At 64.0% G+C, this 23,879-nt stretch carries 27 protein-coding genes; 11 read left to right on the forward strand and 16 right to left on the reverse strand.

Features of this window, described 5'->3' with window-relative positions; genetic code table 11:
* Positions 1–34: 34 nt before the first annotated feature.
* Together PE058_RS13230 and PE058_RS13235 are read left to right on the forward strand one after the other, a co-directional pair.
* Positions 35–1,489, forward strand: a complete 1,455-nt coding sequence (locus PE058_RS13230) for a PDZ domain-containing protein (protein WP_271028605.1) — start codon at positions 35–37, stop codon at positions 1,487–1,489.
* A gap of 100 nt (positions 1,490–1,589) precedes the next feature.
* Positions 1,590–3,413 (forward strand): ABC-F family ATP-binding cassette domain-containing protein, encoded by a 1,824-nt coding sequence (locus PE058_RS13235; RefSeq protein ID WP_271028606.1) that lies wholly within the window; start codon positions 1,590–1,592, stop codon positions 3,411–3,413.
* Positions 3,414–3,441: 28 nt separating this feature from the next.
* Here the strand turns inward: PE058_RS13235 and PE058_RS13240 are convergent, their stop codons facing one another.
* On the reverse strand, positions 3,442–4,689 hold the full coding sequence (locus PE058_RS13240) for a TIGR03862 family flavoprotein (RefSeq protein WP_271028607.1): 1,248 nt from the start codon (positions 4,687–4,689) through the stop codon (positions 3,442–3,444).
* 189 nt (positions 4,690–4,878) lie between these two features.
* Here PE058_RS13240 and PE058_RS13245 point away from each other — a divergent pair, with 189 nt between their 5' ends.
* Positions 4,879–5,163 (forward strand): hypothetical protein, encoded by a 285-nt coding sequence (locus PE058_RS13245; RefSeq protein ID WP_020086460.1) that lies wholly within the window; start codon positions 4,879–4,881, stop codon positions 5,161–5,163.
* Positions 5,164–5,354: 191 nt separating this feature from the next.
* On the forward strand, positions 5,355–5,795 hold the full coding sequence (locus PE058_RS13250) for a lysozyme inhibitor LprI family protein (protein WP_271028608.1): 441 nt from the start codon (positions 5,355–5,357) through the stop codon (positions 5,793–5,795).
* A gap of 21 nt (positions 5,796–5,816) precedes the next feature.
* Here the strand turns inward: PE058_RS13250 and PE058_RS13255 are convergent, their stop codons facing one another.
* Positions 5,817–6,059 carry a hypothetical protein gene (locus PE058_RS13255; RefSeq protein WP_271028609.1) on the reverse strand — a complete coding sequence of 81 codons (243 nt, stop codon included), beginning with the start codon at positions 6,057–6,059 and terminating at the stop codon, positions 5,817–5,819.
* Positions 6,060–6,348: 289 nt separating this feature from the next.
* Here PE058_RS13255 and PE058_RS13260 point away from each other — a divergent pair, with 289 nt between their 5' ends.
* Positions 6,349–6,816: a hypothetical protein gene (locus PE058_RS13260; RefSeq protein ID WP_271028610.1), complete on the forward strand. Its 468-nt coding sequence runs from the start codon at positions 6,349–6,351 to the stop codon at positions 6,814–6,816.
* Positions 6,817–6,818: 2 nt separating this feature from the next.
* Here PE058_RS13260 and PE058_RS13265 read toward each other — a convergent pair whose 3' ends face one another.
* The 8 genes from PE058_RS13265 to PE058_RS13300 form a co-directional block, all read right to left on the reverse strand.
* Complete coding sequence (locus PE058_RS13265) at positions 6,819–7,154, reverse strand: thiol-disulfide oxidoreductase DCC family protein (RefSeq protein WP_271028611.1); 336 nt, start codon at positions 7,152–7,154, stop codon at positions 6,819–6,821.
* A 200-nt stretch (positions 7,155–7,354) separates the two neighbouring features.
* Entirely contained in the window at positions 7,355–7,594 is a 240-nt protein-coding gene (locus PE058_RS13270; protein ID WP_271028612.1) for a hypothetical protein, read from the reverse strand.
* A 285-nt stretch (positions 7,595–7,879) separates the two neighbouring features.
* Complete coding sequence (locus PE058_RS13275) at positions 7,880–9,076, reverse strand: hypothetical protein (protein WP_271028613.1); 1,197 nt, start codon at positions 9,074–9,076, stop codon at positions 7,880–7,882.
* 27 nt (positions 9,077–9,103) lie between these two features.
* Positions 9,104–11,059 carry a threonine--tRNA ligase gene (gene thrS, locus PE058_RS13280; RefSeq protein WP_271028614.1) on the reverse strand — a complete coding sequence of 652 codons (1,956 nt, stop codon included), beginning with the start codon at positions 11,057–11,059 and terminating at the stop codon, positions 9,104–9,106.
* A 173-nt stretch (positions 11,060–11,232) separates the two neighbouring features.
* Entirely contained in the window at positions 11,233–11,553 is a 321-nt protein-coding gene (locus PE058_RS13285; RefSeq protein WP_020086451.1) for a hypothetical protein, read from the reverse strand.
* Between the two features lie 108 nt (positions 11,554–11,661).
* Positions 11,662–13,032 (reverse strand): tetratricopeptide repeat protein, encoded by a 1,371-nt coding sequence (locus PE058_RS13290; RefSeq protein WP_271028615.1) that lies wholly within the window; start codon positions 13,030–13,032, stop codon positions 11,662–11,664.
* A 105-nt stretch (positions 13,033–13,137) separates the two neighbouring features.
* Positions 13,138–13,446, reverse strand: coding sequence for a membrane protein insertion efficiency factor YidD (gene yidD / locus PE058_RS13295; RefSeq protein ID WP_271028616.1), 309 nt, complete (start codon positions 13,444–13,446; stop codon positions 13,138–13,140).
* A 6-nt stretch (positions 13,447–13,452) separates the two neighbouring features.
* Positions 13,453–13,941 carry an iron-sulfur cluster assembly scaffold protein gene (locus tag PE058_RS13300; RefSeq protein ID WP_271028617.1) on the reverse strand — a complete coding sequence of 163 codons (489 nt, stop codon included), beginning with the start codon at positions 13,939–13,941 and terminating at the stop codon, positions 13,453–13,455.
* Between the two features lie 160 nt (positions 13,942–14,101).
* Between PE058_RS13300 and hisI the strand changes: the two genes are divergently transcribed.
* Positions 14,102–14,527, forward strand: coding sequence for a phosphoribosyl-AMP cyclohydrolase (hisI, locus tag PE058_RS13305; protein WP_271028618.1), 426 nt, complete (start codon positions 14,102–14,104; stop codon positions 14,525–14,527).
* 262 nt (positions 14,528–14,789) lie between these two features.
* The gene (locus PE058_RS13310; RefSeq protein WP_020086446.1) at positions 14,790–15,758 is read left to right on the forward strand and encodes a patatin-like phospholipase family protein; all 969 of its coding nucleotides are present in this window, start codon (positions 14,790–14,792) and stop codon (positions 15,756–15,758) included.
* 121 nt (positions 15,759–15,879) lie between these two features.
* Here PE058_RS13310 and PE058_RS13315 read toward each other — a convergent pair whose 3' ends face one another.
* The gene (locus tag PE058_RS13315; protein WP_020086445.1) at positions 15,880–16,311 is read right to left on the reverse strand and encodes a CBS domain-containing protein; all 432 of its coding nucleotides are present in this window, start codon (positions 16,309–16,311) and stop codon (positions 15,880–15,882) included.
* A gap of 183 nt (positions 16,312–16,494) precedes the next feature.
* On the reverse strand, positions 16,495–17,238 hold the full coding sequence (locus PE058_RS13320; RefSeq protein WP_271028619.1) for a rhomboid family intramembrane serine protease: 744 nt from the start codon (positions 17,236–17,238) through the stop codon (positions 16,495–16,497).
* Positions 17,239–17,486: 248 nt separating this feature from the next.
* Here PE058_RS13320 and PE058_RS13325 point away from each other — a divergent pair, with 248 nt between their 5' ends.
* The 3 genes from PE058_RS13325 to PE058_RS13335 all read left to right on the forward strand — a co-directional run bounded on the left by PE058_RS13325 (position 17,487) and on the right by PE058_RS13335 (position 19,877).
* Positions 17,487–18,170 (forward strand): PAS domain-containing protein, encoded by a 684-nt coding sequence (locus PE058_RS13325; RefSeq protein ID WP_198011194.1) that lies wholly within the window; start codon positions 17,487–17,489, stop codon positions 18,168–18,170.
* A gap of 294 nt (positions 18,171–18,464) precedes the next feature.
* Positions 18,465–19,094, forward strand: coding sequence for a PilZ domain-containing protein (locus PE058_RS13330; RefSeq protein WP_020086442.1), 630 nt, complete (start codon positions 18,465–18,467; stop codon positions 19,092–19,094).
* Positions 19,095–19,232: 138 nt separating this feature from the next.
* Positions 19,233–19,877 (forward strand): transglutaminase-like cysteine peptidase, encoded by a 645-nt coding sequence (locus PE058_RS13335; protein ID WP_156827404.1) that lies wholly within the window; start codon positions 19,233–19,235, stop codon positions 19,875–19,877.
* 180 nt (positions 19,878–20,057) lie between these two features.
* Here PE058_RS13335 and PE058_RS13340 read toward each other — a convergent pair whose 3' ends face one another.
* The 3 genes from PE058_RS13340 to cysE are packed head-to-tail and all read right to left on the reverse strand — an operon-like array spanning position 20,058 to position 21,704.
* On the reverse strand, positions 20,058–20,585 hold the full coding sequence (locus tag PE058_RS13340) for a gamma carbonic anhydrase family protein (protein WP_020086440.1): 528 nt from the start codon (positions 20,583–20,585) through the stop codon (positions 20,058–20,060).
* Between the two features lie 3 nt (positions 20,586–20,588).
* A complete protein-coding gene (locus tag PE058_RS13345; RefSeq protein ID WP_020086439.1) occupies positions 20,589–20,804 on the reverse strand; it encodes a DUF3126 family protein in 216 nt (71 codons plus the stop codon).
* Between the two features lie 18 nt (positions 20,805–20,822).
* Positions 20,823–21,704 carry a serine O-acetyltransferase gene (gene cysE / locus PE058_RS13350; RefSeq protein WP_020086438.1) on the reverse strand — a complete coding sequence of 294 codons (882 nt, stop codon included), beginning with the start codon at positions 21,702–21,704 and terminating at the stop codon, positions 20,823–20,825.
* A gap of 387 nt (positions 21,705–22,091) precedes the next feature.
* Between cysE and PE058_RS13355 the strand changes: the two genes are divergently transcribed.
* On the forward strand, positions 22,092–22,892 hold the full coding sequence (locus PE058_RS13355) for an enoyl-CoA hydratase (RefSeq protein WP_271028620.1): 801 nt from the start codon (positions 22,092–22,094) through the stop codon (positions 22,890–22,892).
* Positions 22,893–23,461: 569 nt separating this feature from the next.
* Here the strand turns inward: PE058_RS13355 and PE058_RS13360 are convergent.
* Positions 23,462–23,809 carry a hypothetical protein gene (locus PE058_RS13360; RefSeq protein ID WP_020086436.1) on the reverse strand — a complete coding sequence of 116 codons (348 nt, stop codon included), beginning with the start codon at positions 23,807–23,809 and terminating at the stop codon, positions 23,462–23,464.
* Positions 23,810–23,879 lie beyond the last annotated feature (70 nt).

Below are 23,879 nucleotides of genomic sequence, written 5' to 3' on the forward strand. Positions count from 1 at the left end.
GACATAAGGCGATATGATTTTTGCGGGGCTTGCGATGAGTGGACGTTGCATCCGGGGGCTGGCGGGAGCCGTCTGGCTGCTCTCATCGACGGGGCTTCCTGCGTCAGCCGCTCCGGCGCTCGACGCCCGCGCACCCGGCACGTCGACGACACGCGGCTTCATCCGCGTCGCCGATGACGACCGCGACATCATCCGGCTGCTGCCTCCCGGAGCAGGCGGCTCCGCCGTTCAGCAGCCCCCCTCACAGCCTGATCTTCCTGTCCCACCGAGCGGCGGCGGCGCTGTTCCCGGTGACAACCTCCGTCTCAACGGACAGTCGCTCCAGTTGCCGATCGCGTTCCAGCCCGCGCCGGGCAATGCGTCCGCATCCTACGTCGGAGTGCGCCTCGACGGCGTCAGCGATCCCGCGACCTCGGCGGCGCTCGGGCTCTCGCAAGAGCGCGGCGTGTTCGTCGTCGACACCACACCCGGGGCGCCAGCCGCAGAGGCGGGCCTTCGCTTCGGCGACTTCGTGACGGCACTCGACGGCACGCCCGTCACCGACACGACCGCGTTCGTGGAAGCGATCAAGACCCGGAAACCGGGCTCACAGGGGACGCTCACGGTCTGGCGCGTGGGCGACGACGGCACCGACTACCTGCAAGCGCTGCGGCAGCTCGCGGATCGTGGCAGCACGCCGGCTATGATGTTTCTGGCGCGCCTCTACACCAACGGCACCGGCGTGACGCGCGACGGCGCGGAGGCGGTTTCCTGGTACAAAAAGGCGGCGCTCGCGGGCAGCACGAACGGCATGCTGCTCTATGGCGATGCGCTGGCTTCGGGCCAGGGCACGGCGAAAGACCTGAACGAAGCGCAGCGCTGGATCCGCAAATCGGCCGATGCCGGCAACGTGGCTGCCGTCTTCCGCCTGGGGCGGATGTTCCGGGACGGCGAAGGCGTGACGCGCGATCCCTTGGAAGCGGTGAACCTGTTCAAGAAGGCGGCCGAAAGCAACTACGCACCTGCGATGGTGGCCGTGGGGCTGATGTTCGAAGGCGGCGGCGGGCTCGAGGCGGACAACTTCCAGGCCGTGCAGTGGTACAAGAAAGCCGCCGATGCCGGCGATGCGGAGGGCATGGCGGCGCTCGGCACCATGTACTCGACGGGGCGCGGGGTCGAGAAGAACTATGCGACGGCAGCGGCCTGGTACACCGAGGGCGCGAAGCGCGGGCAGCTTCTCGCCGTGCACAACCTGGCGGTGCTCTACGACAAGGGCCTCGGCGTGCCGCGCGATCCGCAGATGGCGGCCTCTTATGTCTACCACGCGCTCGAAATGCGTTACCAGTTCACCTACCAGCAGATGATGCAGAACAGCCGGGCGTGGACCCGGGACTTCCGCAAGGCGCTGCAGCAACGGCTGGCGCAAGGCGGCTACTACACCGGCTCTTTCGACGGCGCGTTCGGGCGCACGACCTACGACGCACTCAACGCGATGGTGCAGCCGAAATAGGGGGAAGCGGCCCCCGCCCCTGCCCGCGTCACGCTCGGGCTGGCCTTTCGGCCCCCGCACCCTGTATAGACGCCGCAGCGTCTCACAGTTCCGGACCCACATGGCCGCTCCCCTCATCCAGCTTACCGATATCGCCCTGACCTTCGGCGGCAACAGCCTGCTCAACGGCGTGGATCTCGCCGTGGGCGCGGGTGAGCGCATCTGCCTCGTGGGCCGCAACGGCTCCGGCAAATCGACCCTGCTCAAGATCGCGGCCGGGATCATCGATCCGGACCGCGGAACACGCTTCGTGCAGCCCGGCGCCCTCGTTCGTTACCTCCCGCAGGAACCCGATCTTTCGGCTTATCCGACGACGCTCGCCTATGTGGAAGCGGGCTTGTCCGCGAGCGACGATCCGCACCAGGCCCGCTATCTGCTGGAGCAGCTCGGGCTCACCGGCAACGAAGATCCCGCGCACCTCTCCGGGGGAGAAGCACGGCGCGCCGCGCTTGCGCATGTCCTGGCCCCCGATCCGCAGATCCTGCTGCTCGACGAGCCCACAAATCACCTGGATCTGCCCGCGATCGAATGGCTCGAAACGCGGCTGCAACAATCGCGCGCGGCCCTCGTGATCATCAGCCACGACCGGCGCTTCCTGGAAAAGCTGTCGCGGACGACGGTGTGGCTCGACCGTGGACAGGCGCGTCGCGTGGAGCTGCCGTTCAGCGGCTTCGAGACCTGGCGAGACCAGGAGCTCGCCGACGAGGAGACGCGCCAGCATAAGCTCGACCGCAAGATCGTTGCGGAAGAGCACTGGGTGCACGGGGGCGTTACCGGGCGGCGCAAGCGCAACGTGCGGCGCATGGCGGAGCTGCGGAAGCTGAGACAGGCCCGGCGTGACTATCGCGCCGTGCAAGGCAAGGCGACGCTCTCCGTTGCAGAGGCAGACGCCTCGAGCACGCTCGTGATCGAGGCCAAGGGCATCTCGAAATCGTTCGGCGATCAGGTGATCGTGCGCGATCTCTCGTTGCGGCTGATGCGCGGCGACAGGCTCGGCATCGTCGGCCCCAATGGATCAGGCAAGACGACGCTGGTCTCGCTGCTCACGGGGCTCCTGCCGCCGGACGCGGGCGAGATCCGTCTCGGCGCGAGCCTCGAAATGGCGAGCCTCGACCAGGGACGCGAAAGCCTCGATCCCAACTGGACGCTTTCGGAAGCCCTCACGCGCGGGCGGGGCGATACGGTCTCGATCGGCGGGGAGAAGAAGCACGTCATCGCCTACATGAAGGACTTCCTGTTTGCGCCCGAGCAGCGGCGGACGCCGATCAGCGCGCTTTCGGGCGGCGAGCGCGGGCGGCTGATGCTGGCCCGCGCGCTGGCCACGCCCTCGAACCTGCTCGTGCTGGACGAGCCGACCAACGATCTCGACCTCGAAACGCTCGACGTGCTGGAGGACGTGCTCGCCGACTATAAGGGCACGGTTATCCTCATCAGCCACGACCGCGACTTTCTCGATCGCGTCGTGACGAGCGTGATCGTTCCGGAGGGCGATGGACGCTGGACGGAATACGCGGGCGGCTATCAGGACATGCTGGCCCAGCGCGGCCAGGATCTCAAGAAACGCGAGGCGCGCGCAAAGCCTGCCGTTTCAGCGGCACCAGCAGAGCCGCAGAAAACGACGGACAGCGCACCTCAAGCGGCCAAGAAACGCCTCTCCTTCAAGGACAAGCACGCACTCGAAACGTTGCCCGGCGAGATCGCCGCGCTCGAAGCCAAGCAGGTGGATCTCACGCGCAAGCTCGAGGCGCCCGATCTGTACACGCGCGACCGCAAGACTTTCACCGAGCTTTCGGATGCGCTCGCCCAGGTGCAGGAGAAGCTCGCGGCCGCGGAGGAGCGCTGGCTCGAGCTTGAAATCCTGCGCGGGGAGATCGAAGGGGCGTGAGACGAGCCGGGGACGGCGCCTATTCGCGTCAGCCGTCGCGGCTTTCCTGGTGCGCCAAATGCGCGAGCGCGCCTTCGGCGGCGGCGCGGCCAGTTGCAAAGCATGCCTGCAGAAGATAGCCGCCGGTGGGAGCTTCCCAATCGAGCATCTCGCCGGCGACGAACGTTCCGGGGCGTGCCTTCAGCATGAAGGTGTCATCGACTTCATCGAACGCGATACCGCCCGCCGTGGAGATGGCCCGCTCGATGCCCGCCATTCCCATCACGACGAGCGGCACGGCCTTGACGAGGCGGGCGAGAGCGTCGGGCGGCAGCGTGCCGAGCGGCGTGCCTGCAGCGTGGGCGGTTTCCTGGAGCAAGCCGATGGCGGCGGGATCGAGGCTCAGCGCCTTGCGCAGCCAGGTTGCGAGCGATTGCTTTCCGCGCGGCCTCGCAAGACGCTTCGCAAGCTCCTCCTGCGTCTCGTCCGGTCGTAGATCGAGCGACAGCGTGGCTTTGCCATGGGCGTGGATCGCGTCGCGGATCGGCGCCGAAAGCGCGTAGACGGCGCCACCTTCGAGGCCCTCGGCCGCGATGATGGCTTCGCCGCGCACGCTCTCCGTCCCCAGCGTCAAGCCGATGCGCTTCAAGGGGCTTCCCGCAAAGCGCGCTCGCATGAGCTCCGACCAGGCGATGCGCACGCCGCAATTGGTGGGTTGTAGCGGCGCCACAGAGATGCCGGCCGCCGTGACGGGGGCGACCCAGCTTGCATCGGAACCGAGGCGCGGCCAGCTCGCCCCGCCGAGCGCGAGCACCGTGCAAGCAGCGTCGACGGCCTTTGTGCCTTCCGGCGTTTCGAACAGCAAACGCCCTGCCTCATCCCAGCCAGTCCAGCGATGCGAGAGCGCGATCTCCACGCCTTGCTCGGCGAGACGTCTGAGCCAGGCGCGCAACAACGGCGAAGTTTTCATCGAGCGCGGAAAAACGCGGCCGCTCGTGCCGACGAATGTTTCCTGTCCCAGCCCCTCACACCAGGCGCGCAAAGCGGGCGGCGGAAACGCGGCGATGGCGGCGGCGAGGCGCGGGGCGGCCTCACGATAGCGCGCGAGGAAACTCTCGACCGGCTCGCTGTGGGTGAGGTTCAAACCGCCGCGTCCCGCCAGCAGCAGCTTGCGCGCCACGCGCGGCATACGCTCGTAGAGCGTAACCGGCACGCCTGCGTTTGCCAGCGTCTCGGCGGCCATGAGGCCGGCGGGACCAGCCCCGACGACGACGGCGCGATGTCTGATTTGCGTCACGGCTGAACTGTGGGCTGACGAATTTCTGTTGCGGATGCGAAGGCGATTAGCAGCTTATGCGCCGCGTCACAATGAGTGTGCACGATGACGGATGTTGCCACGAATCTCGGGTAAGTGCCGAGGTGGGTTTCGCGGCGGGGAACCAGGGACCCATAACGTTTGGTGCTGACTACTCAATGGAGACGATAAATGAAAAAATCCCTGGCAATTCTCGCCGGTGCTGCCTGCTTCGGGCTGCTCGCCTCGGCTGCTTCCGCCGCCTCTCTCGGCGCCGCGGGTAGCGCGAGCTCCGCCGCCGCTCCCGCTTCCGATGTGATCCAGGTGCACGGCATCCATTCCTCCTGCAAGGTGGACGGACGCGGCTGGCACCGCTCCTACCTGTGGGGCCGTCAGCGCTGCGCGCCGCCGAAGCACCATCATCACGGCCCTAAGCACGGCCCCAAGCATCACCACGGCAAGAAGAAGCACCACTAAGGCTGTCTTCGGCAAGATCATCCCAGGCCCGGGCTCCAGACATGGAGGCCGGGCTTTTTTCGCGCCTGCGCAGATTGCGGTATCGAGCGATAAGAAACCTCATTCCGCAAACTGCGGATTCGCTCCCTCACCGCCCTGGTTCGTCTCCCGCTCATCGGATAAATTTCGGGGACTTCAACCGGAGACGTCCCATGCGCATGCCTGCCCTCCTGCTCTTGCCTCTTCTCTTCCCGCTCTCCTGCGTTGCGGCCGCCTCTGAGGAAAAGATCGACTGCAACGACGCCAGCAGCACCGTGGAGATGAACTTCTGCGCGCAGAAGGATTTCGACGCAGCCGACGCTCAGCTCAACGCGGTCTACCAGAAGGTGCTGGCGCACATCGGCGAGAGCGACCTCGAGAAGCCCTACGACCGGGCGAGTTGGGAAGAAGCGATGCGCGCGAGTCAGCGGGCGTGGGTGGCGTTTCGCGACGCGGACTGCAAAGGGGCCGTGCCGATGGAATGGTCGGGCGGGACGGGCACCACGGTGGCCGTCGTCGGCTGCATGACGACGCTCACGGAAGCGCGGACGAAGGACCTCGCTTCGCGCTACGACGTGGCATTGCCCGCATCCTCCCCGCGGCCGCAGCCGTGAGGAGGACACCGGGAAAGGAGATTAGTACTTGCAGGCGTAGTACTTCTTCAGAAAGAACTTCTTGCCGGTCGCGTGATAGCGCTTCAACCAATGCCTGCAGCCATAGTCCGGCGTACCGATCACGATGACGGGGCCGCCGTAGTAGCGGTGGTGGTGATGGAAGCCCCAGTGCTTTTTGCCGTGAGCGTTCGCCGCCGTCATCGTGGAGGTGAGTGCGGACGCAACAACGAGGGCCGCGACGGCGGCGTTCTTAGTGAACGACATGCAGGAAGTCTCCTTTTGGTGAGAAGGCCTCGCCGGTCTTGGGCCGGGCAGAGGCAGGTGGGGCGTGATGGCTCTGAACATCGCTCGAAACAGTGGGTGAAGCTGTTTCGCAGGATACAGGGGGCGCGACATTCGCTAGACTCCCGGCATTCGTCAGATGGGTCTCGCGTTCCGGCGTGTGCAACAAGCGCGCGAGCGTCAATGGTGCTCGCGAACACCTCCGGTCCCTGCCGGAACAGCACTACGACCTGAATTTCTCCACGGTCTTCCCATATCCCGGGAGGCGACCATGAAAGAGCTGAAGCTCATCCTCATCCTTCTCACGGCGCCGATTGCGATCGTCTTCGCGCTGTCGGTGCTGCGCGCTGACTATGCGCTCTACACTCAGGTCCGTGATTTCGGCGAGACGGGCGCCGCCGTCGTTGATCGCATTGCCGACACCTCGTTCGCCGGGATTCCCGGGCGGGGGCAAACGCTCACTTACACGCTAGAGCTTCCCGGCCATGCCGAGATCGTTGGCGCCGCGCACATGTCGCGGACGGTGGCCCAGCGCTACAGCGCGGGACAGGAAATCCAGATCGTGTACGCGGCGAGCGATCCCCGGCTCACGGCTCTCTCCGTCGAGCATGCCTGGCGCGCCTTCGTTTCCGATGTCGCCATCTTCGCGGCCTACGCCGCCGTTCTTGCGCTCACCATCGCGCTCATCCGGACGGGACCGCGCAAGCGCGACTGGCTTGCCCGCGCGGTGGCGCGCTAGCGTCAGAGGAAGCGATGGGCGTGGCGAGCGTCTGGCCGCAGGCACACCTCGCGGGCGCCGAACCAGCCGATGCGATTGCGCTGCACCCAATCATAGATGCGGTTTCCGATCGCGTCCGGCACGATGCGCCCGGCGACGCCGAGCCATTTCCACGGCGCGGGCATGGTGCGAGCAGCGGCGAGCGTGCCGGCCCAGCGCGTGTAGGGCATGCCCTCGGCCAGCACCATGAAGGTGTCGAAGCGCTCGGCGTCGAGGCCGTAGTGCCGATAGAGGGCCTGGGGAATGGGATCCTGGATGGCGGCGAAGCGCGTGGTGCCGCCCGGGTCTCGCCTCAGCATTCATTGGACGCCGGTGGAGCAGAGTACGCAGTGGCCGTCGAAGATGATCAGCGGCGCGCTGTCATGGAAGGGCGGGACGGCGGGATCGCTGCGATAGGTGTAAGCCATTTCAAGACTGCGGCCCGAACGGCCGCCCCTCTCCTCGCCCGCGTGACGAGAAGAGGGACTTTAGCGGTGTCACGGGAAGTGCGACAGAGCCCTTACCACTTGCAGCCGTAGTAGCGGTCGAGGAAGTAGGGATTGCCGGTGCGCTCGTAGCGATACTTCCACTTCTTGCAGTCTTGCTTCGCGGCCGAGAGAACGACCGCGGTGGCCGCCGCGCCGACGAGAAGGTTGCGCGCATCGCGCTTTTTGACGTGGGCGTTGGCGGCGGAGAAGCTGGAGCCGAGCGCCATCACGGCGACGAGGGTTGCAACGGCAGCGGACTTTGTAAGCGACATACGGACGTCTCCTGTCATTCAAGCTCGGCTCTATTGGGGTCAAGCCGCGGGCCGGTTCTGGCCTCTTTCAGCACCATGGCAGACGCGGCTTAAGGCCAACGTTACGGGGCCGGGACAATTTGAGGCGAATGCGGCCGGTCGCGGGGGCCGCGAAAATTGTCCGGATACGGTGTATTTGGTAGGAATGGCAGAAGGAGCGCGCAACCCGTGCGCGGTACCATCGCCTCGATCTTGCTGATCGCGTCCATGGGGATCAGTATCGTGATGCCGCCGGAGGTCACCGGCTCAAGGCCCCAAAGGCACTGAATAAGAAGAAAGGGGCATCGCTTCCCCAGTCCGAGAAGAATAAAGGGCAAGCGAACCATCATCAAGACTTGTCAGCACGACATGCCAATATGATCGGCCATCCCGACGCATAGTTTGATTAAGCTTGGGTAGAAATGAATCGATCACAGATACCGGTAATGCGAACGCGTCGTTACGGTCCATGCATCCAAGAACGAAATACCCACTCGTTGCTCCACTAAGGAATTCGCTCCATGCAGTATGATAAGCATACCAATATGGCTGGTAGCCACGCTCGTAACGCTTTGAGACGGCAACGCAAGCGCGAGCTTCACCGTCAGCACTTTCAAAGAACACACGACGACGTTGAACGAGAGGCGTCCCAAGCCAATTGCTTACGGCGGACATGATGCGAACCCGCATTCTCTCCAAATCATCTGAGGGTGTCTTGCTCGGAAAATCGGTTGAAGCCGAATGATCTGCATCCTCGGCGACTTCTTCTTCCTTCGCCAGCTCCACGTCGGTTGCAGCATCGAACATGACGTCCACAATGCGATCAACACGCGTATATTCAAATGGTCGCAACAATTCCCTTATTTGACGGATAGTTGAGCGCTCGTTCGACTTAACGGCGATTTGCATCAGCTTAACAAGGCTCTCCACGCCGACTACCCGCGTATCCCAAGCATAGCGAGAGCCTCTAATCTGAGCTTCCAGCGCCCCTGTGTCTTTGCGGCCGACTACGAATAAAGTCGACGCGGCCGAAGTTACCAATCCCGAAATTCTAAGCTTCTCACGATATTCCGCTACGGCATCAAGGCGTACGTTATAAGTATCGGTCGTCTTCACTTCTACAATGAGAGCAATGTCCGGTTCTGCACGCCAAATGCCATCGTACCCGATACCACCCTGTCTTCCCTGATAGCGACCGTTCTCAACTTCGAAGCCGAGGCGTCGCCCTATCTCATTGACGACGTCTTGCAAGACGTAACCGCTATCGTCAAAGCCATCGTTCAAACACTCCGAAGCGTAGACCGAAAGCTTGTCGGGTGACACCTCCCTTAGGTACGTTCGAAGTTCAGCAGCACACGGCGAGTCGTCGCGCAATCGACCATCACCTGAAATGGCGACGATCTGACGGATCATGTATGCTGAAATACTGTCAGGGTTTGATCGCCAAAGATCCATTAGACCCATGATCAGCCTCCCCGGCTGCGACAGAAATTACCGCAGATCGGGCGGGGTCGCTTCCGTTGCGAGAGACGCAATAGCGTCGTCCAAGCTCATCACCGTCTGATCCTGTGAGCCCAGGCGGCGGATGGAGACTTTCTTCTCCTCCGCCTCGCGCTTGCCGACGACGAGGATCACCGGGACCTTGGCGAGCGAGTGCTCGCGGACCTTGTAGTTGATCTTCTCGTTCCTGAGATCGCTCTCGACGCGCAGGCCCGCGGCCTTCAGCTTCTCGACCACCTCCAGCGCATAGTCGTTCGCATCCGAGACGATCGGCGCGACTACGATCTGAAGGGGGGCGAGCCACAGCGGGAAGTGCCCGGCGAAGTTCTCGATCAGGATGCCCGTGAAGCGCTCCAGCGAGCCGAACATCGCGCGGTGGATCATCACCGGCGTCTTCTTCTCGGAATGCTCGTCGATGTAGAACGCGCCGAGACGGCCCGCGAGGTTGAAGTCCACCTGCGTCGTGCCGCACTGCCAGTCGCGGCCGATGGCGTCCTTCAGCACGTATTCGAGCTTCGGTCCGTAGAAGGCGCCCTCGCCCGGCTGCAGCGCCGTCTTCACGCGTCCGTTCGAGCGCTTCGTCACCTCGTCGAGCACATCCTGCAGCGCCTTCTCGGCCTTGTCCCACAGCTCATCCGCGCCGACACGCTTTTCAGGCCGCGTCGAGAGCTTGATGAAGATGTCCTCGAAGCCGAAGTCGTTATAAATCGAGAGCATCAGATCGTTGATCTTGAGGCACTCCTCCATGATCTGATCTTCGGTGATGAAGATATGCGCGTCGTCCTGCGTGAAGTGGCGCACGCGCAGCATGCCGTGCAGCGCGCCCGACGGCTCGTAGCGGTGCACCTTGCCGAACTCGGCGATCTTCAGGGGCAGGTCGCGGTAGCTCTTGAGCCCGTGCTTGTAGATCTGCACGTGGCCCGGGCAGTTCATGGGCTTGCAGCAGAACACGCGCTCGTCCGGCAGCACCGTCGTGAACATGTTCTCGCCGTAGTTCTCCCAGTGGCCCGAAAGCTCCCAGAAGTGCTTCTCCATCATGTCGGGAGAGTTCACTTCCTGATAGCCTTCGCGATCGAGGCGGCGGCGCATGTATCCGATCAGCGTCTGGAACAGCGTCCAGCCCTTCGGGTGCCAGAAGACGGAGCCCGGCGCCTCTTCCTGGAAATGGAAGAGATCCATCTCGCGGCCAAGCTTTCTGTGATCGCGCTTCTCGGCTTCCTCGAGGCGATGCAGATAGTCCTTGAGCTCGTCCTCCGTCGCGAAGGCCGTGCCGTAGATGCGCTGAAGCTGCGGGTTGTTGCTGTCGCCGCGCCAATAGGCGCCCGCGAACTTCATGAGCTTGAAGGCCTTGCCGATCTGGCCCGTGGACGTCATGTGCGGGCCACGGCAGAGATCGAGCCATTCGCCCTGCTTGTAGATCTTGAGATCCTCGCCGGCCGGAATGGCGTCCACCAGCTCGATCTTGAACACCTCGCCCTTGTCGCGGAAGAACTGCTTGGCCTTCTCGCGGCTCCAGAACTCCTTCGTGAAGGGCGCGTTCTTCGCGATGATCTCCGCCATCTTCTTTTCGATCTTCGGAATGTCTTCCGGCTCGAAAGGCTGCTGCTTGGCGAAATCGTAGAAGAAGCCGTTCTCGATGACGGGGCCGATCGTCACCTGCGTGCCGGGCCACAGCGCCTGGACCGCTTCGGCCATCACGTGCGCGGTGTCGTGCCGGATCAGCTCCAGGGCTTCCGGGTCCGTGCGCGAGACGAACTTGATCGTCGCGTCCGATTTGATGGGATCGGCAAGATCCGAGAGCACTCCGTCGAGGCTCATCGCGACCGTGCGCTTTGCGAGAGAGGGCGAGATCGACTTGGCGACCTCGAGCCCCGTGATGCCGGCGGCGACCTTGCGGGACGCGCCATCGGGAAACGTCAGCGTAATCTCAGGCTTAGAGTCTTGCATCGATCAGCTCCTCTCACTCGCGGCATACCGATCCGCGTAAGATTATGGAGCCGCTTCAATCGTCGGAAACGGGCGGGAAGTCAAGATGGGCAGTAGGCAGTAGGCAGTAGGCAGTAGGCAGTAGGCAGTAGGCAGTAGGCAGTAGGCAGTAGGGGTAAGCGGGTTGCGCTGCCTCAGAAATCGAAAAAGCTGAAGATCGCTGCGAAAAACGCGGCGATGGCGGCGAAAATCCCGAGCACAATGTTCGCAATCGTCTCGAAGATGGCTTCGAACGTGTCGGAGACGGAGGCGCCGGCCAGGATGATCAGGGTGCCGCCCGTGCCGACCAGGGCGGCCGTCACGGCGCTGAAGACGGTGTACCAGAGGATGCCCGTCAATAGCAGGCCGATGAGGATTGTTGCGGCGACGCGGCGGAGGAGACCGCTGCTTTTGGCGGGCGGCTCGGCGGATGCCGGTGCGGGATCGGGCGCGGGGCCAGAGTTGGGCGCGATCATTCGAGATCTCCATCATCCGTGCCGACGGACGGACTTTTGACGCTCGCATTCTACGGGCCTTGCGCGGCGCGCGCTGTTCCGGATGGGACAGTGCCCGCGCGAGAGCCGTCAGTTCACGCCTAGCTTGGCGAGGCCAGCCTTGCTTTCGGCGTTACCGGGATCGATGGCGAGGGCGGCGCGGAAGTCGCTAATCGCGGCCTCGCGGTTGCCGAGAGCGGCGTGAATATGGGCGCGCGTGTCCCACACGTAGGCCTGCTTGGAGAGCAGGCGCACGGCGGCATCGGCATCGGAGAGCGCCTTGTCGGAGCGCCCTGTGCGATAGTAGGTCCAGGCGCGGTTGTTGAAGGCTTCGCCGTTCGAAGTGTCGAGGCGAATGGCTTCCGAGTAGTCGGAGATCGCCTTGTCCCAATTGCCTTTGTCGTAGTGGACAGTTCCGCGCAGGCTGTAGGCGGCGGGCGTCGGTTTCAGCGTAATCGCCGCGGACAACGCTTCGAGCGCCTTGTCGAGCTCCCGGCGCTCGCGGAGCGCCTTGCCGTTGAAGACGTGGAGCTCGGCGAGCTCCTCGCCTTTCGCGAGGCCGCTGTCGATCACGGTCTTGCAGGCCACGACGGCGGCGTCGGCGCTTCCTTCGCGGCAGGCTTTCCACGCCTGCGGCAGCATCCGCTTCGCGGTCAACACATCGGCGGGGTCCGGTGCGTGCGCGGGCAGTAGCTCGAGGCTCCCGCCCGAGGGCTTTTGCGGCTTCGCCTCCGGCTGTGTCGCGGCGCCTGCGGGTGGCGCGGGCGTGAGCACCGTGACCTCTTGCGTGCCCTTCGGCTTCGGCGCACCCGTGTTTCCACCCAGGAGCGTCAGCCCCGTCACGACACCCAGCGCGACAAGGAGCGCACCACCCGCGAGCACCATGGGCTTGCGGGCTTTCGCTGCCTTGCCCACCGGCGGGCGGGCGGGCAGCTCCGGCCGCTCGCTGGCGACGCGATAGGTGGACGGCGTCTCCGCCTCGATCGCCTCGCCCTCGACACTGATGTCCTGAAACTTGAGCTTGAGCTTGCTCGCCACCGCCTCGCGCACCGAGCGGGAGATGCAGACGCCGCCCGGAATGGCGAGCGAGACGAGATGGGCTGCACCCGACAGCGTCTCGGGCGAGACTTCCGGCGTGCCGTCCACGCGGCCACTCACCTCGCCGATGGTAATCGCGATGCGATACTCCAGACGTTCGGCGAGCGAGAGGGCTTTGTTACGGGCGCGTAGCGTCTCCTGAGCCTCTACGGCTGCGCGCACGGCTTCAACTGCGCTCTGAAACTCGACGAGGAGCGCTTCGCCGACCGCGGGAAGCACTTGCCCGCCGCCACGCGTCGCGATCTCCTCGATCACGGCGCGGTGGTCTTCGAGGCGCTTCAACGCAACCCCTTCGTCCGCAGCAAGAGCGCGGCTCATGCCGGCCACGTCGGCCATCAGGACGGCTGCGATCTTGCGCTTCACCGCTTATCTGCTCCCTGGCGGGCCATTTGGCGGCCCGCGCGAAATCCATGGCTCCGGTCCTACCACAGGGGGACGCGGCGTCCGAACCCCGGGTTTTCATTACAGCTAAGATTTCGGAGTTAAATTTTGACCGCAGCAGGTGCGGCTCCAGCGTCCGTAGCGCCAGGGGGCAAAGGGGTGGGACACGGCGCGGATATCAGGCGGAGGATCATAGCCGGCGCTGCCCCAGGGGTGGCAGCGCGACAGACGCGAGAGGGTCAGCCAGACGCCGCGCCACGGGCCGTTCGTCTCGATGGCATCAAGCGCGTATTCGGAGCAGGTGGGCAGGTGGCGGCACTCGAGGCCCATCAGCGGCTTCAGCGTCCAGCGGTAGACGTGAACCGGCGCCTTCAGGATGGCCTTACCCCAACTCATCGGACCTCAGCCCCGCCCTGCCGGCGCCTCCGGAGCGGCGGCCTCCAAACTCACGTCACCGCGCCCGGCCTTGGCCTGGTCGAGCGCGCGCTCGACCGCCTCGAACACGAGCAGGGTGGACGCGTGCCGATGGGGGTAGTCTTTTACCGGGGCCAGCAGCCCCAGGTCTGCCCAGCGCCCATCGGGGCGGGGGCCGCCCTCCTTCAGCATCCGGCGCATGGTGGCGGCGACGGCGCGAAACTCGTCGGCCGGCGTGCCTACAATCTCGCGGCCGACAATGGCGGCGGAAGCCTGTCCCAGCAGACACGCCTTCACAGTCTGGCCGAAATCCGTGATCCGGTCTCCGTCGAGCTTCAGCTCGACCTCGATGGTTGAGCCGCACAACTTGGAATGGGCACGCGCCGAGGCATCGGGGCTGGCGATATGCTCGGTGCGCGGGATCTCCGCAGCCAGCTCGAATATCCTCTGGTTGTAGATGTCGTCGAGATCCGCCATGGGTGCGTTCTGCTTCTCCAAGTGGTGGCTGGGCGTGAGCTTGGCGGCAGATGCTCCGCTTCCGCTTTCGACCAGGCGCAATCGCTTCTATATAGGGCCTCTGGCACGGGCATTCGAGTTGCATCGGCGCGACACCCCGTCCCCGAGCTTTGGGCGTTTCATGACCGATACCTCATCTCCCTCCTTTGCCGCACGCGGATCCACGGCGGATATCGAGCAAGGCTCGGTTTTCCAGCCGAAGTTCGACAAGGACGGCCTGATCGCGGCCATCGTGACGGACGCAGCCTCGGGCGCGGTGCTGATGTTCGCGTGGATGAACGCGGAAGCTCTCAAGCGTTCGCTCGAGACCGGGATTGCCCATTTCTGGAGCCGCTCTCGCCAGCGCCTGTGGCGGAAGGGCGAGGAAAGCGGGAATACGCTCGCCATACAGGAAGCCCGGGTCGATTGCGACCAGGATGCCGTCTGGCTCAAGGTCTCGGTCGGCGGAGAGGGCGTGACCTGCCACACGGGGGCCCGCTCCTGCTTCTACCGCACGCTTTCGGCTACCCCCGGGGCGCCGGCCAAGCTCACACGGTCGAACGTCTAGCCCCTTCCCTCTCCGGCCCCAATTCCGCCCGTTCCTGAACGGGTGCGAAACCAATTTGCGCGCTCCCGCGTTGAATTCGAGCTGCACCGCAGCAACGAATTCTCAAATCGGATCACATCGTTGGTAGGGGGGCTTTAATCGGAATCTGCTAGCCTCCAATTAAGGGTTGAGGGGATCCGGCTTCGCTACGCGACGGGTCTCATGGGACGTCGCACCGGCCACAATCTCAAGAACCGAGAGGGCCGGAGGAGTGGAGACCGCCATGGCAACCGCCGGCGCAGGCAAACTCAAGATCGGTCTTGCTCTCGGAGGAGGCGCGGCGAGAGGTTGGGCGCATATCGGGGTTCTCCGGGCGCTGCGCAAAGCCGGTATCGTTCCCGACATCATAGCAGGCACGTCCATCGGAGCCGTCGTCGGCGCGTGTGACGTGACCGGCCATCTCGACGAACTCGAAAATTTCGCGCGCGAACTGACGACGCGCAGGCGCGTTCTCGGCTATCTCGATTTCAATCTTTCCGGCACTGGCCTCATCACGGGCCATCGGCTTGGCGAGCGCCTTCACAAGCATCTCGGCGACATCAAAATCGAGGATCTTCCGCGCCGCTTCACAGCCGTCGCGACAGAGATCGGCACTGGCCACGAGGTCTGGCTTTCCCGCGGCACTCTGGTCGATGCCGTGCGAGCTTCCTACGCGCTTCCCGGCGTGTTCCGCCCGGTGAAGGTGGACGGGCGCTGGCTGTTCGACGGCGCGCTCGTCAATCCCATTCCGGTCTCGGTGTGCCGTGCGCTCGGCGCGCGCTATGTGATCGCGGTGAACCTCAACATCGACATCTCGAACCGGGGCACCATCTCGAACGTCAATCAAATGCCTGGCACGGATCTCGAAATGGAAGAGACGCCACCCGTGACCGGCAGCAACGGCATCGCAGTGCGCCGCCTTCTGCAACGGCAGATCCTCGGCAAGGGCGATGACGTCCCCGGCATCTCGACTGTCATGGTCGATGCCTTCAACATCGTGCAGGATCGCATCGCGCGCTCGCGTCTTGCCGGCGATCCGCCGGACGCCATGATCAGCCCGCGGCTGCACGGCATCGGCCTGTTCGATTTCCATCGCGCGGACGAGCTCATCGCACGCGGCGAAGCGGCTGCCAAGCGCGAGGTCGACGATCTTTCGCGCGAGCTCGACACGCGCCACATCCCGCATGGGCAAGCTCAATTGCCGATGTCGTAGACTTTCCGAGGCGCTCCGAAGGCGCGCAGGAACTCGAGATCAAAAAAAAGAAAACGGCGCGCCATCCAAAGCGCGCCGTTTCTTTTTTGCCGAGCGGCTTCGAAAGCCGCCGACGTCTCGTTCAACCCGTCGCGAGATAGTTGCGCATGGCCGAAACTTCCATTTCGACTTCCGCAACATGGAATTTCACGACATCGCCGATCGAGACGATGCCAACGAGGGCTTCATCCTCGATCACGGGGAGATGGCGGAAACGGCCCTTGGTCATGATCTCCATGAGCTCGTCGAGCTCACTGGTCTCCTGACAGCAGATCACGTTGCGCGTCATGACCTCCGAAACCATCAGGCTCAGGGCCGGCGCGCCGCGCTCGGAAATGGCACGGATGATATCGCGTTCGGAAATGATGCCGGCGACGTGTCCATTCTCGCCGACAACAACAATTGCGCCGATCTTTTTCGGACCGAGCTTCTTCGCGACGTCGAGCAGCGTCGCGTTCGGCCTTACGGTCGAGACCGCTCTTCCTTTCAACTTCAGTATCGATGCGACGTTCATGAACGTATCCTCCCGCTCGCCGTCGAATGATGCCGCGCTCTTACGAAAGCTCCTCCGCCTCCGCACCCGCCCGTAACCAGCTCGATCCTTAGCGAGCGTCTTTTATCCTCGGGTCTATTGGCCGAGTCTGGAAACAAACCCGGCAATCAAGAGTGATCCAAACTCTCTCAGCACGCAAGAGTTTCAATCATCATTTGGTTGCCGTTGATCTTCGGCCCGGGAGACATCGTCGAAAAGACCATAAGTAAAAAGCCCTAGTAGGTAGCCGCCGAGATGGGCTTCCCAAGCAATTCCCGCCGAATTTTGTGCGCCGCCGAAGCCGATTATCGTGAGCACGTTTATGAGCACCAGAATTGCGCTGGTGACCAGGATGCGCCGATCACGCAAAGCTTCGGCGAGCGACATGAGAGGGATTGAGCGCGGTGCCTCACGCAAACGGCGAAAGCCTCCGGAATCAATGGCAGGAAAGAGAAACCTCAAAGTGCCGCCCATGAGGCCGGATATGGCGCCGGACGCGCCGATCATCGGCTGAACGAGCTCGCTGTTGGCGAGATAGAACGCAAACGCGCCCGCGAGACCACACACCGTAAAGAACAGCAGAAAGCGCACCGTACCGGTACGTTCGGCTATTGCACCGCCGAAGGCCAGCAGCCACGCGGAATTGAGCGCGAGGTGAACCCAGTCGCCGTGCATTAACATGTGCGTAAACGGCGAGGTGAATACGGCCAGCTCGCCGCCGGGCAGCTCGGGCGCGAGCGGACCGTAGCGTGCGGGAATGAAAGCGGCCGCGAGCACGACCCACAAATCGTCATCGGCCGACAAGAAGCTGCGCCCCACGTGCACCAGCACGAGTACGGCCAGAACGGCGACCACGACCTTCGGAACATTGAAGACCGGCTCTTGCTGGGACGGCACCGTTGGGATCACGCGAGGCTCCTCGGTTGGGCGGGCGGCGATATTCGAACATCTTTCATTTTAACGATACGCCGATCTCCAATCCTCAGCCGAACCAGAACGCCGCACGTCCTTCCGTGCATATGGCACGAAAGCTGCTCTTGTCGACTGCAAGGCTCGTTTCGACACCCTTCCCTTCACTCCGAGCCCCACCCCCCTCTCGAGAGCAACCGCTCTTGAAACCGGCGCAGCAGAGCCCTGCCGCGCCGCAGGAGAATTGCGTGCTGAGCAGTATCGATATGAAACATCCGGCCACCCAAGCCCTCTATGCCTACTGGAACGAGGTGAGACGCGATCGCCGGGCTCCCCGGCGGCTGGAAATCCAGCCGGCGCGGATCGGGGATTTCCTGCTCGATACCTTCATCCTGGAACGGGCCGAGCGGAACGTCTTCCGTTTCCGGCTGGCTGGAACACGGGTGGCGTCCCGCTTCGGCATGGATGTCAGATCCCGCGATTTCCTGTCCTGCTGGACCGAGGGCGATCGCTCGCTGCTCGAGCACCACCTCTCCGAGATTACGGACCTCGGCCGCGTCGGGCTGTTCACCGGTGAGCTCGGCGCTCCGTCCGGCCAGGATTTCCGGGCGGCGGAAGCACCGATGTTCGAGTTGCTCGTGCTTCCGCTGGTCCATACGGGCCAGTCGATCGATCGGCTGCTGTGCATGCTCGTTCCCTTGGAGGAGCCGGCGGCGTCCTTCCGGTCCTCCCCACTCAGCATGCGGCTGCTGGCCGGGGAGAGCATCTGGCCGTCCGCCGAGCACAGGGACGCATTCGCTTACGCCGACCGTCAGCTTCCTCTGCACCCCCACGTCCGCACGGCGCGCATCGTGCGCCAAGGCCGCCGGCAATTCCGGGTCTACGAAGGCGGGCGCGACGAGGCGGCCGACGCAATGGCAAAGCGCCCCTAAAAGGCCGGCGGATCAGGGATCGCCTGGGCCGTCCGGAACGCGCCCTTCGTGCCGCCCAGGCCGTGTGACATCCAAAATTCTCAAATCTGAAACTTTGGCGCGCCCACCCGCGTTCACATCGGGCGTTCCTGTTGTGCCTACCCGTGGCACTCCCCGCCGTGCGGGTTTGGATCATCAGTTAGTCGTTCATTAAGTGTGTTGTTCCAATATGGGACTCCATTGGCCGCAAGCGGTTGTAATGCCCGCTTCGGGGTCGCGGAGGTCGTTTCTCTCGTTTCTGCTTGGAACTCGTCCATGTCGCCCAGTTCAGCCAGCACAGTCAGAGCCTCGATCCGGTTCGATACGCGGATCGTTCCCGATCGCCGCCGCCACAAGCGCTATGCGCTCGCGCTGCTCGGGCGTTTCATGCGGGCGAACAAGCAGGAGTTTCCTTGCAGGCTCAACGATATCTCGGTGGGTGGCGCCGCCATCATGGCGCCCGTCGAGGTTGAGATCGGCGAACGCATCGTCGTCTACTTCGACGAAATCGGCGGTCTGGAAGGCGTTGTTGTGCGCACTTTCGAAGGCGGTTTTGCAATCGCCCTCAAAGCCACCCAGCACAAACGCGAAAAGCTCGCAGCGCAGATCACCTGGCTCGTCAACAAGGACGAGCTCGGCGGAACCTTCGGCCGCCGGCACAAACGCTTCGAAGTGGTCAACAAAACGTCAACGCTCCGACTGTCGGACGGCCAGTCGGTGGACTGCCGCGTGCTCGACGTTTCGCTGTCCGGCGCCTCGATCCAGACGGACGCGCGTCCGCCGATCGGCGACGAAGTCATCTTCGGAAAATTGCGCTGCAGGGTGATGCGCTATCACGACCGCGGGATCGGCGTGCAGTTCCTCGACATCCCAGATCCCGAGGCTTTGCGGCGATATTTCGGCTGAGCGAGGGCCCGAACGGTGTCCCCCGCGGAACTACACTTTAGCTCAAATTTTGCTCGATTTCTGACGGCGTACTTCAGAGGACCACGACCTTTCTCGATTACTGTGGTCGGCGTGAGAGGGATAGTAGGGGTAGTGAGTATGAAGCGTTTGGTTGTTTGCATAGCAGGTGCCCTCACGGGGATCTTGGGATCGGCGAGCGCCATGGCGGAGCACTCGATCTCCCGGACCGTCAGCACGGCCTCTCCCTTCATGAGGGTGTACGGGCCTTCCCAGCCTCCTTATGGATTTGTCCGCTTCTGCGACAGCAATCCTCAAGCTTGCGCTCCGCAGCGCATCGAGGATGTGCGCTTCCAACCGACGCCCGAGCGCTTGAGCGAGCTCGACGAGGTGAACCGCTGGGCGAACCACGTCATCGCGCCGGCGACGGATCAGGAGATCTACGGCGTCAGCGAATTCTGGACCTACCCGACCGATCGCGGCGATTGCGAGGACTATGCGCTGCTCAAGCAGAAGATCCTGCTCGATCGCGGCTGGCCCAAGAGCTCTCTTCTGCTCACCGTCGTGCGCGACGAGAAGGGCGAGGGTCATGCCGTTCTCACCGCGCGCACCGCGCAGGGTGACTTCGTGCTCGACAACAAGGTCGACGACGTCCGCCTGTGGAACGCGTCAGGCTACTACTTCATCATGCGCCAGTCGTATCTCGATCCGCGCGTATGGGTGTCGCTCGATGCGAACGACCGCGCCGCTCCCGAGGCAATCGCCGGTGTGCGTGAAGGCAACTAGCCGAGCGCACACTCGACCACCACGTTTCACTACCCCACTGCCTGTTTGACTTCCGAGCCCGGGTATCCCTGCCCTGCCCCCAACCGGGCTCACCTTGAGCCGGACGCGATCCCCCCTCGTGTCCGGCTCGAATTTTTTTGAAGGGGCTCTCGCTCTCCCGCTCGGCCGGAAAGCGCATCGCTACATCGGGCGGAAACCGGCGGCGTAGCGCTTCCAGTTCTTGACGTAACGCCCCGCCGCCCCGCCGAAGCGGGCGACATCCTCGTCCGTCAACTGGCGCACGATCTTTCCAGGAGAGCCCAGCACCATGGAGCGGGGCGGGATCACCTTGCCCTCGGCAATCAGCGTATTGGCGCCGATCAGGCACTCCTCGCCGATCTTGGCGCCGTTGAGAATGATCGAGCCGATGCCGATCAGGCTTCCGCGACCGATGGTGCAGCCGTGCAGCATCACCATGTGGCCGATGGTGCAGTCCTCTCCGATCTCCAGCGGATAGCCGGGGTCGGTGTGCAGCACGCATCCGTCCTGCACGTTGGAGCGTGCGCCCACGCGGATCAGCTCGTTGTCGCCGCGCAGGACCGCGCCGAACCAGACGCTTGCGTCCGTCTCGATCGCGACCTTTCCTAGAACGATGGCGTTGGGGGCCACCCAATAGCTGCCGTCGGCGGGCGTCGTGACACGCGCGCCATCGAGCTCATAAAGGGCCATGTCTCAAGCTTCCTCGAGATCCATCTCGAGGATGGCCATCTGGAACTGGTAGGAGACCTCACCGTCCTCCTCCTCGCGGAACAGCACGGCGATGAAGTCGTCGCCGACGTAGACCTCGGCGGAATCGTCCTTCTTGGGACGCGCGCGCACCGTGAGATTCTTGGTGCCGAACGTCTTCTTCAGATAGGCCTCGAGGCGGCCCAGCTCATCCTTCTTCACTTCCTGCTCCTTTGTTCGTCAAAGCATGGCGTAGTCGTCTGGCCCCATCAGCGAATCCACGGGGACGAAAGTCTGATCCATCGTGCGGCCAGGCTCGGCGGTGCCTGCGGGGCCGACGACCCGCGCGGGCACGCCCGCGACGGTGACGTGCGGGGGCACATCCGCCAGCACCACGCTGCCGGCCGCAATGCGCGAGCAGTTGCCCACGTGAATGTTGCCCAGCACCTTGGCGCCCGCGCCGATCAGCACGCACGAGCCAATCTTGGGATGGCGATCTCCGGTCTGCTTTCCGCTGCCGCCGAGCGTCACGGCGTGGAGCAGCGAGCAGTCGTCGCCCACGGTCGCCGTCTCGCCGATCACGACGCCGGTCGCATGATCGAACATCAGTCCCTTGCCGAGACGGGCAGCGGGGTGAATGTCGACCGCGAACATGCGGGACGACTGGCTTTGCATGTAGAGCGCGAAATCGCGCCGGCCCTGGCGCCACAGCTCATGAGCGAAGCGGTAGGTCACGAGCGCATGGAAGCCTTTGAAATAGAGGAAGGGCTCAAGATAGCGTGTGCAAGCGGGGTCGCGATCGAAGACGGCGGCAAGGTCGGCGCGAAAGGCCTGACCGAGCGCTGGCTGTGAGGCGAGCACGTCGCGGAAGATCTGAACGATGAGGGGCGCGTCCACGTCGGCATGGCCGAGGCGCTGCGCAATCCGATGGCAGATCGCCTCCTCCAGGTTGTCGTGGCTGGCGACGGTCGCATAGATGAAGCCGGTGAGAGCGGGCTCTGCAGCCATGGCCGCCTCGGCCTCGCTGCGCAGTGAGGCCCAGATCGGGTCTTCGGCCGCGCGGTTGGGGGCCGTGCGCCGTTCGGTCTTGCCGGCAAGGGAAGAGTGCTTGGCGCCGCTCATGTCCGTTGTTCCTCAGCCCGCGGGCCTACGATGAGAGTTACGGATCCCGCCTCGAAGAGATCGCCAACCGGCTGATCCGTATCGCAGAGTACGCCTCGCACCTCATTATAGATCGGCGAGGTGGATCCGTAAGATAGATCGTGTCTGCTCGAAATCCTGGCTAGGGCGTATCGGCGCCGGCCCGGCCCGTCAATCTAAACCTCGGGCCAACGCGGCCTCCGGCCGCACCGCCCGCAGAGCGTGCCCGGGCCGCCCAGGTTGCAGGAGCCCGCGATGCCAGAGTTCCAGGCAGGCAGGGCGGCACGCCGCGTTGCGCTGGCCCGCCGCACGATCGCAAGATAGAAAGCGGCGCTCGGCTTTCCGCGGGCACCGAAGAGGACCTAACGCATGACAGAGACGTCCGCCTCCCCGCCCGACCTCACGCTCGAGATCGACGGACCGATCGCCTGGATCGTGGCGAACAACCCGGACCGGATGAACGCCTACACGGCCGACATGTGGGCGAAAATTCCCGTCCACGTGAGGGCGGCTGAGGCATCCCCGGATGTGCGCGTCATCATCCTGCGGGGCAGCGGCACGCGCGCGTTCTGCGCGGGAGCAGACATCTCGGAGTTCGAAAGCGCGCGGACCGGCGATCGTGCGGCCGAGTACGATCGGCTGAACCACGAGGCGTTCTCGGCGCTGCTCTCGGCGCACAAGCCCATCATCGCGATGATCCATGGCTTCTGCCTCGGCGGCGGGCTCGGCATCGCGGCGTGCGCCGATCTGAGGCTTGCCGATCACAAGGCGCAGTTCGCCATCCCCGCCGCCAAGCTTGGGCTCGGCTACAATCCCCGCTGGGTACCGCCCCTGCTCGCGCTGGCGCCCGCGGCGTTCATCAAGGAAATGCTGTTCACGGGACGGCGGTTTTCGGCGGCGGAAGCCGAGCGCATCGGCCTCGTCAACCGGCTGGTCGAGACCGACACGCTCGAAATTTCCGTGCGCTCCCTCGCGAGCGAGATCGCGAGCAACGCGCCGCTCACGGTGCGCGCGGCCAAGCTCACGATCGACGAACTGGTGCGCCATCCCGAGAACCCCGACACCCGCGAGCTCGACGCCGCCGTGCAAGCGTGCTTCGAAAGTGCGGACTATGTGGAGGGCCGGCGCGCATTCCTGGAGAAGCGCAAACCCGCATTCGCCGGCCGCTGATCTCTCGCGCGCCCTATTCCCGCGCTCGTAAAAAACTTTCTTCCGCGCTGCCGCTCGCAACGCAGCACGGCGGAACGCGCCCGTAACAAGGGCAAAATATTCGCGCGGCGCACAGGCGCCGCTCGTTTCCATGATGCATTGCACGATTGTTTTTACTTGGCAGGGAACGATTTTGCCCAATACTCCATTTGTCTCGACGGGATCCCTGCCCCGGCGGGATGCCCTATCAGGGCTAATGATGCTCCTGTTGTTTGTAATGCGTATGCACGAAAGCACCCCCAGCCGGTCTCGTGCCGGCAGAGCTAGAACGGCCGGCGCGGCCCGCTCTTCGAGAGCAAGCCAAGCCGGGAGGAGGCAACGATGAACATTGCGATGCGACTGAACGTGCTCGCTGCACTGATGTCTTTCGGCTTCATCGCTGCAATCGTGGTCGGAATGGTCTGAGCGCTCTCCGGCCGCCTGATCGCGATTCAGCTCCCCGCCGTCCTTCAAAGGCGGACACCTTAAAAAAAGGCGCGAGACCCGAAGCGACAATCGCCCGGGTCTCGCGCCTTCAATCTTTCTAAGGGCTACTTCTTGAGGTGATAGCCCAGGATAGCGGCGGCGAGCACGGCGTATTCCGCCTTCACGCGTCCCCACGGAACCTCAGAGAGCAGCGGAAGCTGCGGACCCCACGTCCACAGCACGGCCGCGATGAGGCCGAGGCCCAGCGCCCAAGACAGCGTGTGGCTCGACGGCGCGCCGACATCCTTCAGGATTTGAGCCGCAATGACGCCGATAAGGAACACGACGATGGCGGCGACGACAGCGAAGATGAAGAGACGGAACTCTCCGAACTTGATGAAGCCCATGAGAGCGGTGCTGCCAAACCAGCCGATCACGATCTGGAGCAGCAGAAGCACGAGACGTCCAAGCATGTGAGTTCTCCCCCAGTTAGCTGCCGGCCGAATTCCCCCTCGGGCCGCACATCCGGCCCACGCGCCACAC

Origin of the sequence: Hyphomicrobium sp. DMF-1, assembly GCF_027886585.1 — a bacterium.
GTDB classification, from domain to species: Bacteria; Pseudomonadota; Alphaproteobacteria; order Rhizobiales; family Hyphomicrobiaceae; genus Hyphomicrobium_C; species Hyphomicrobium_C zavarzinii.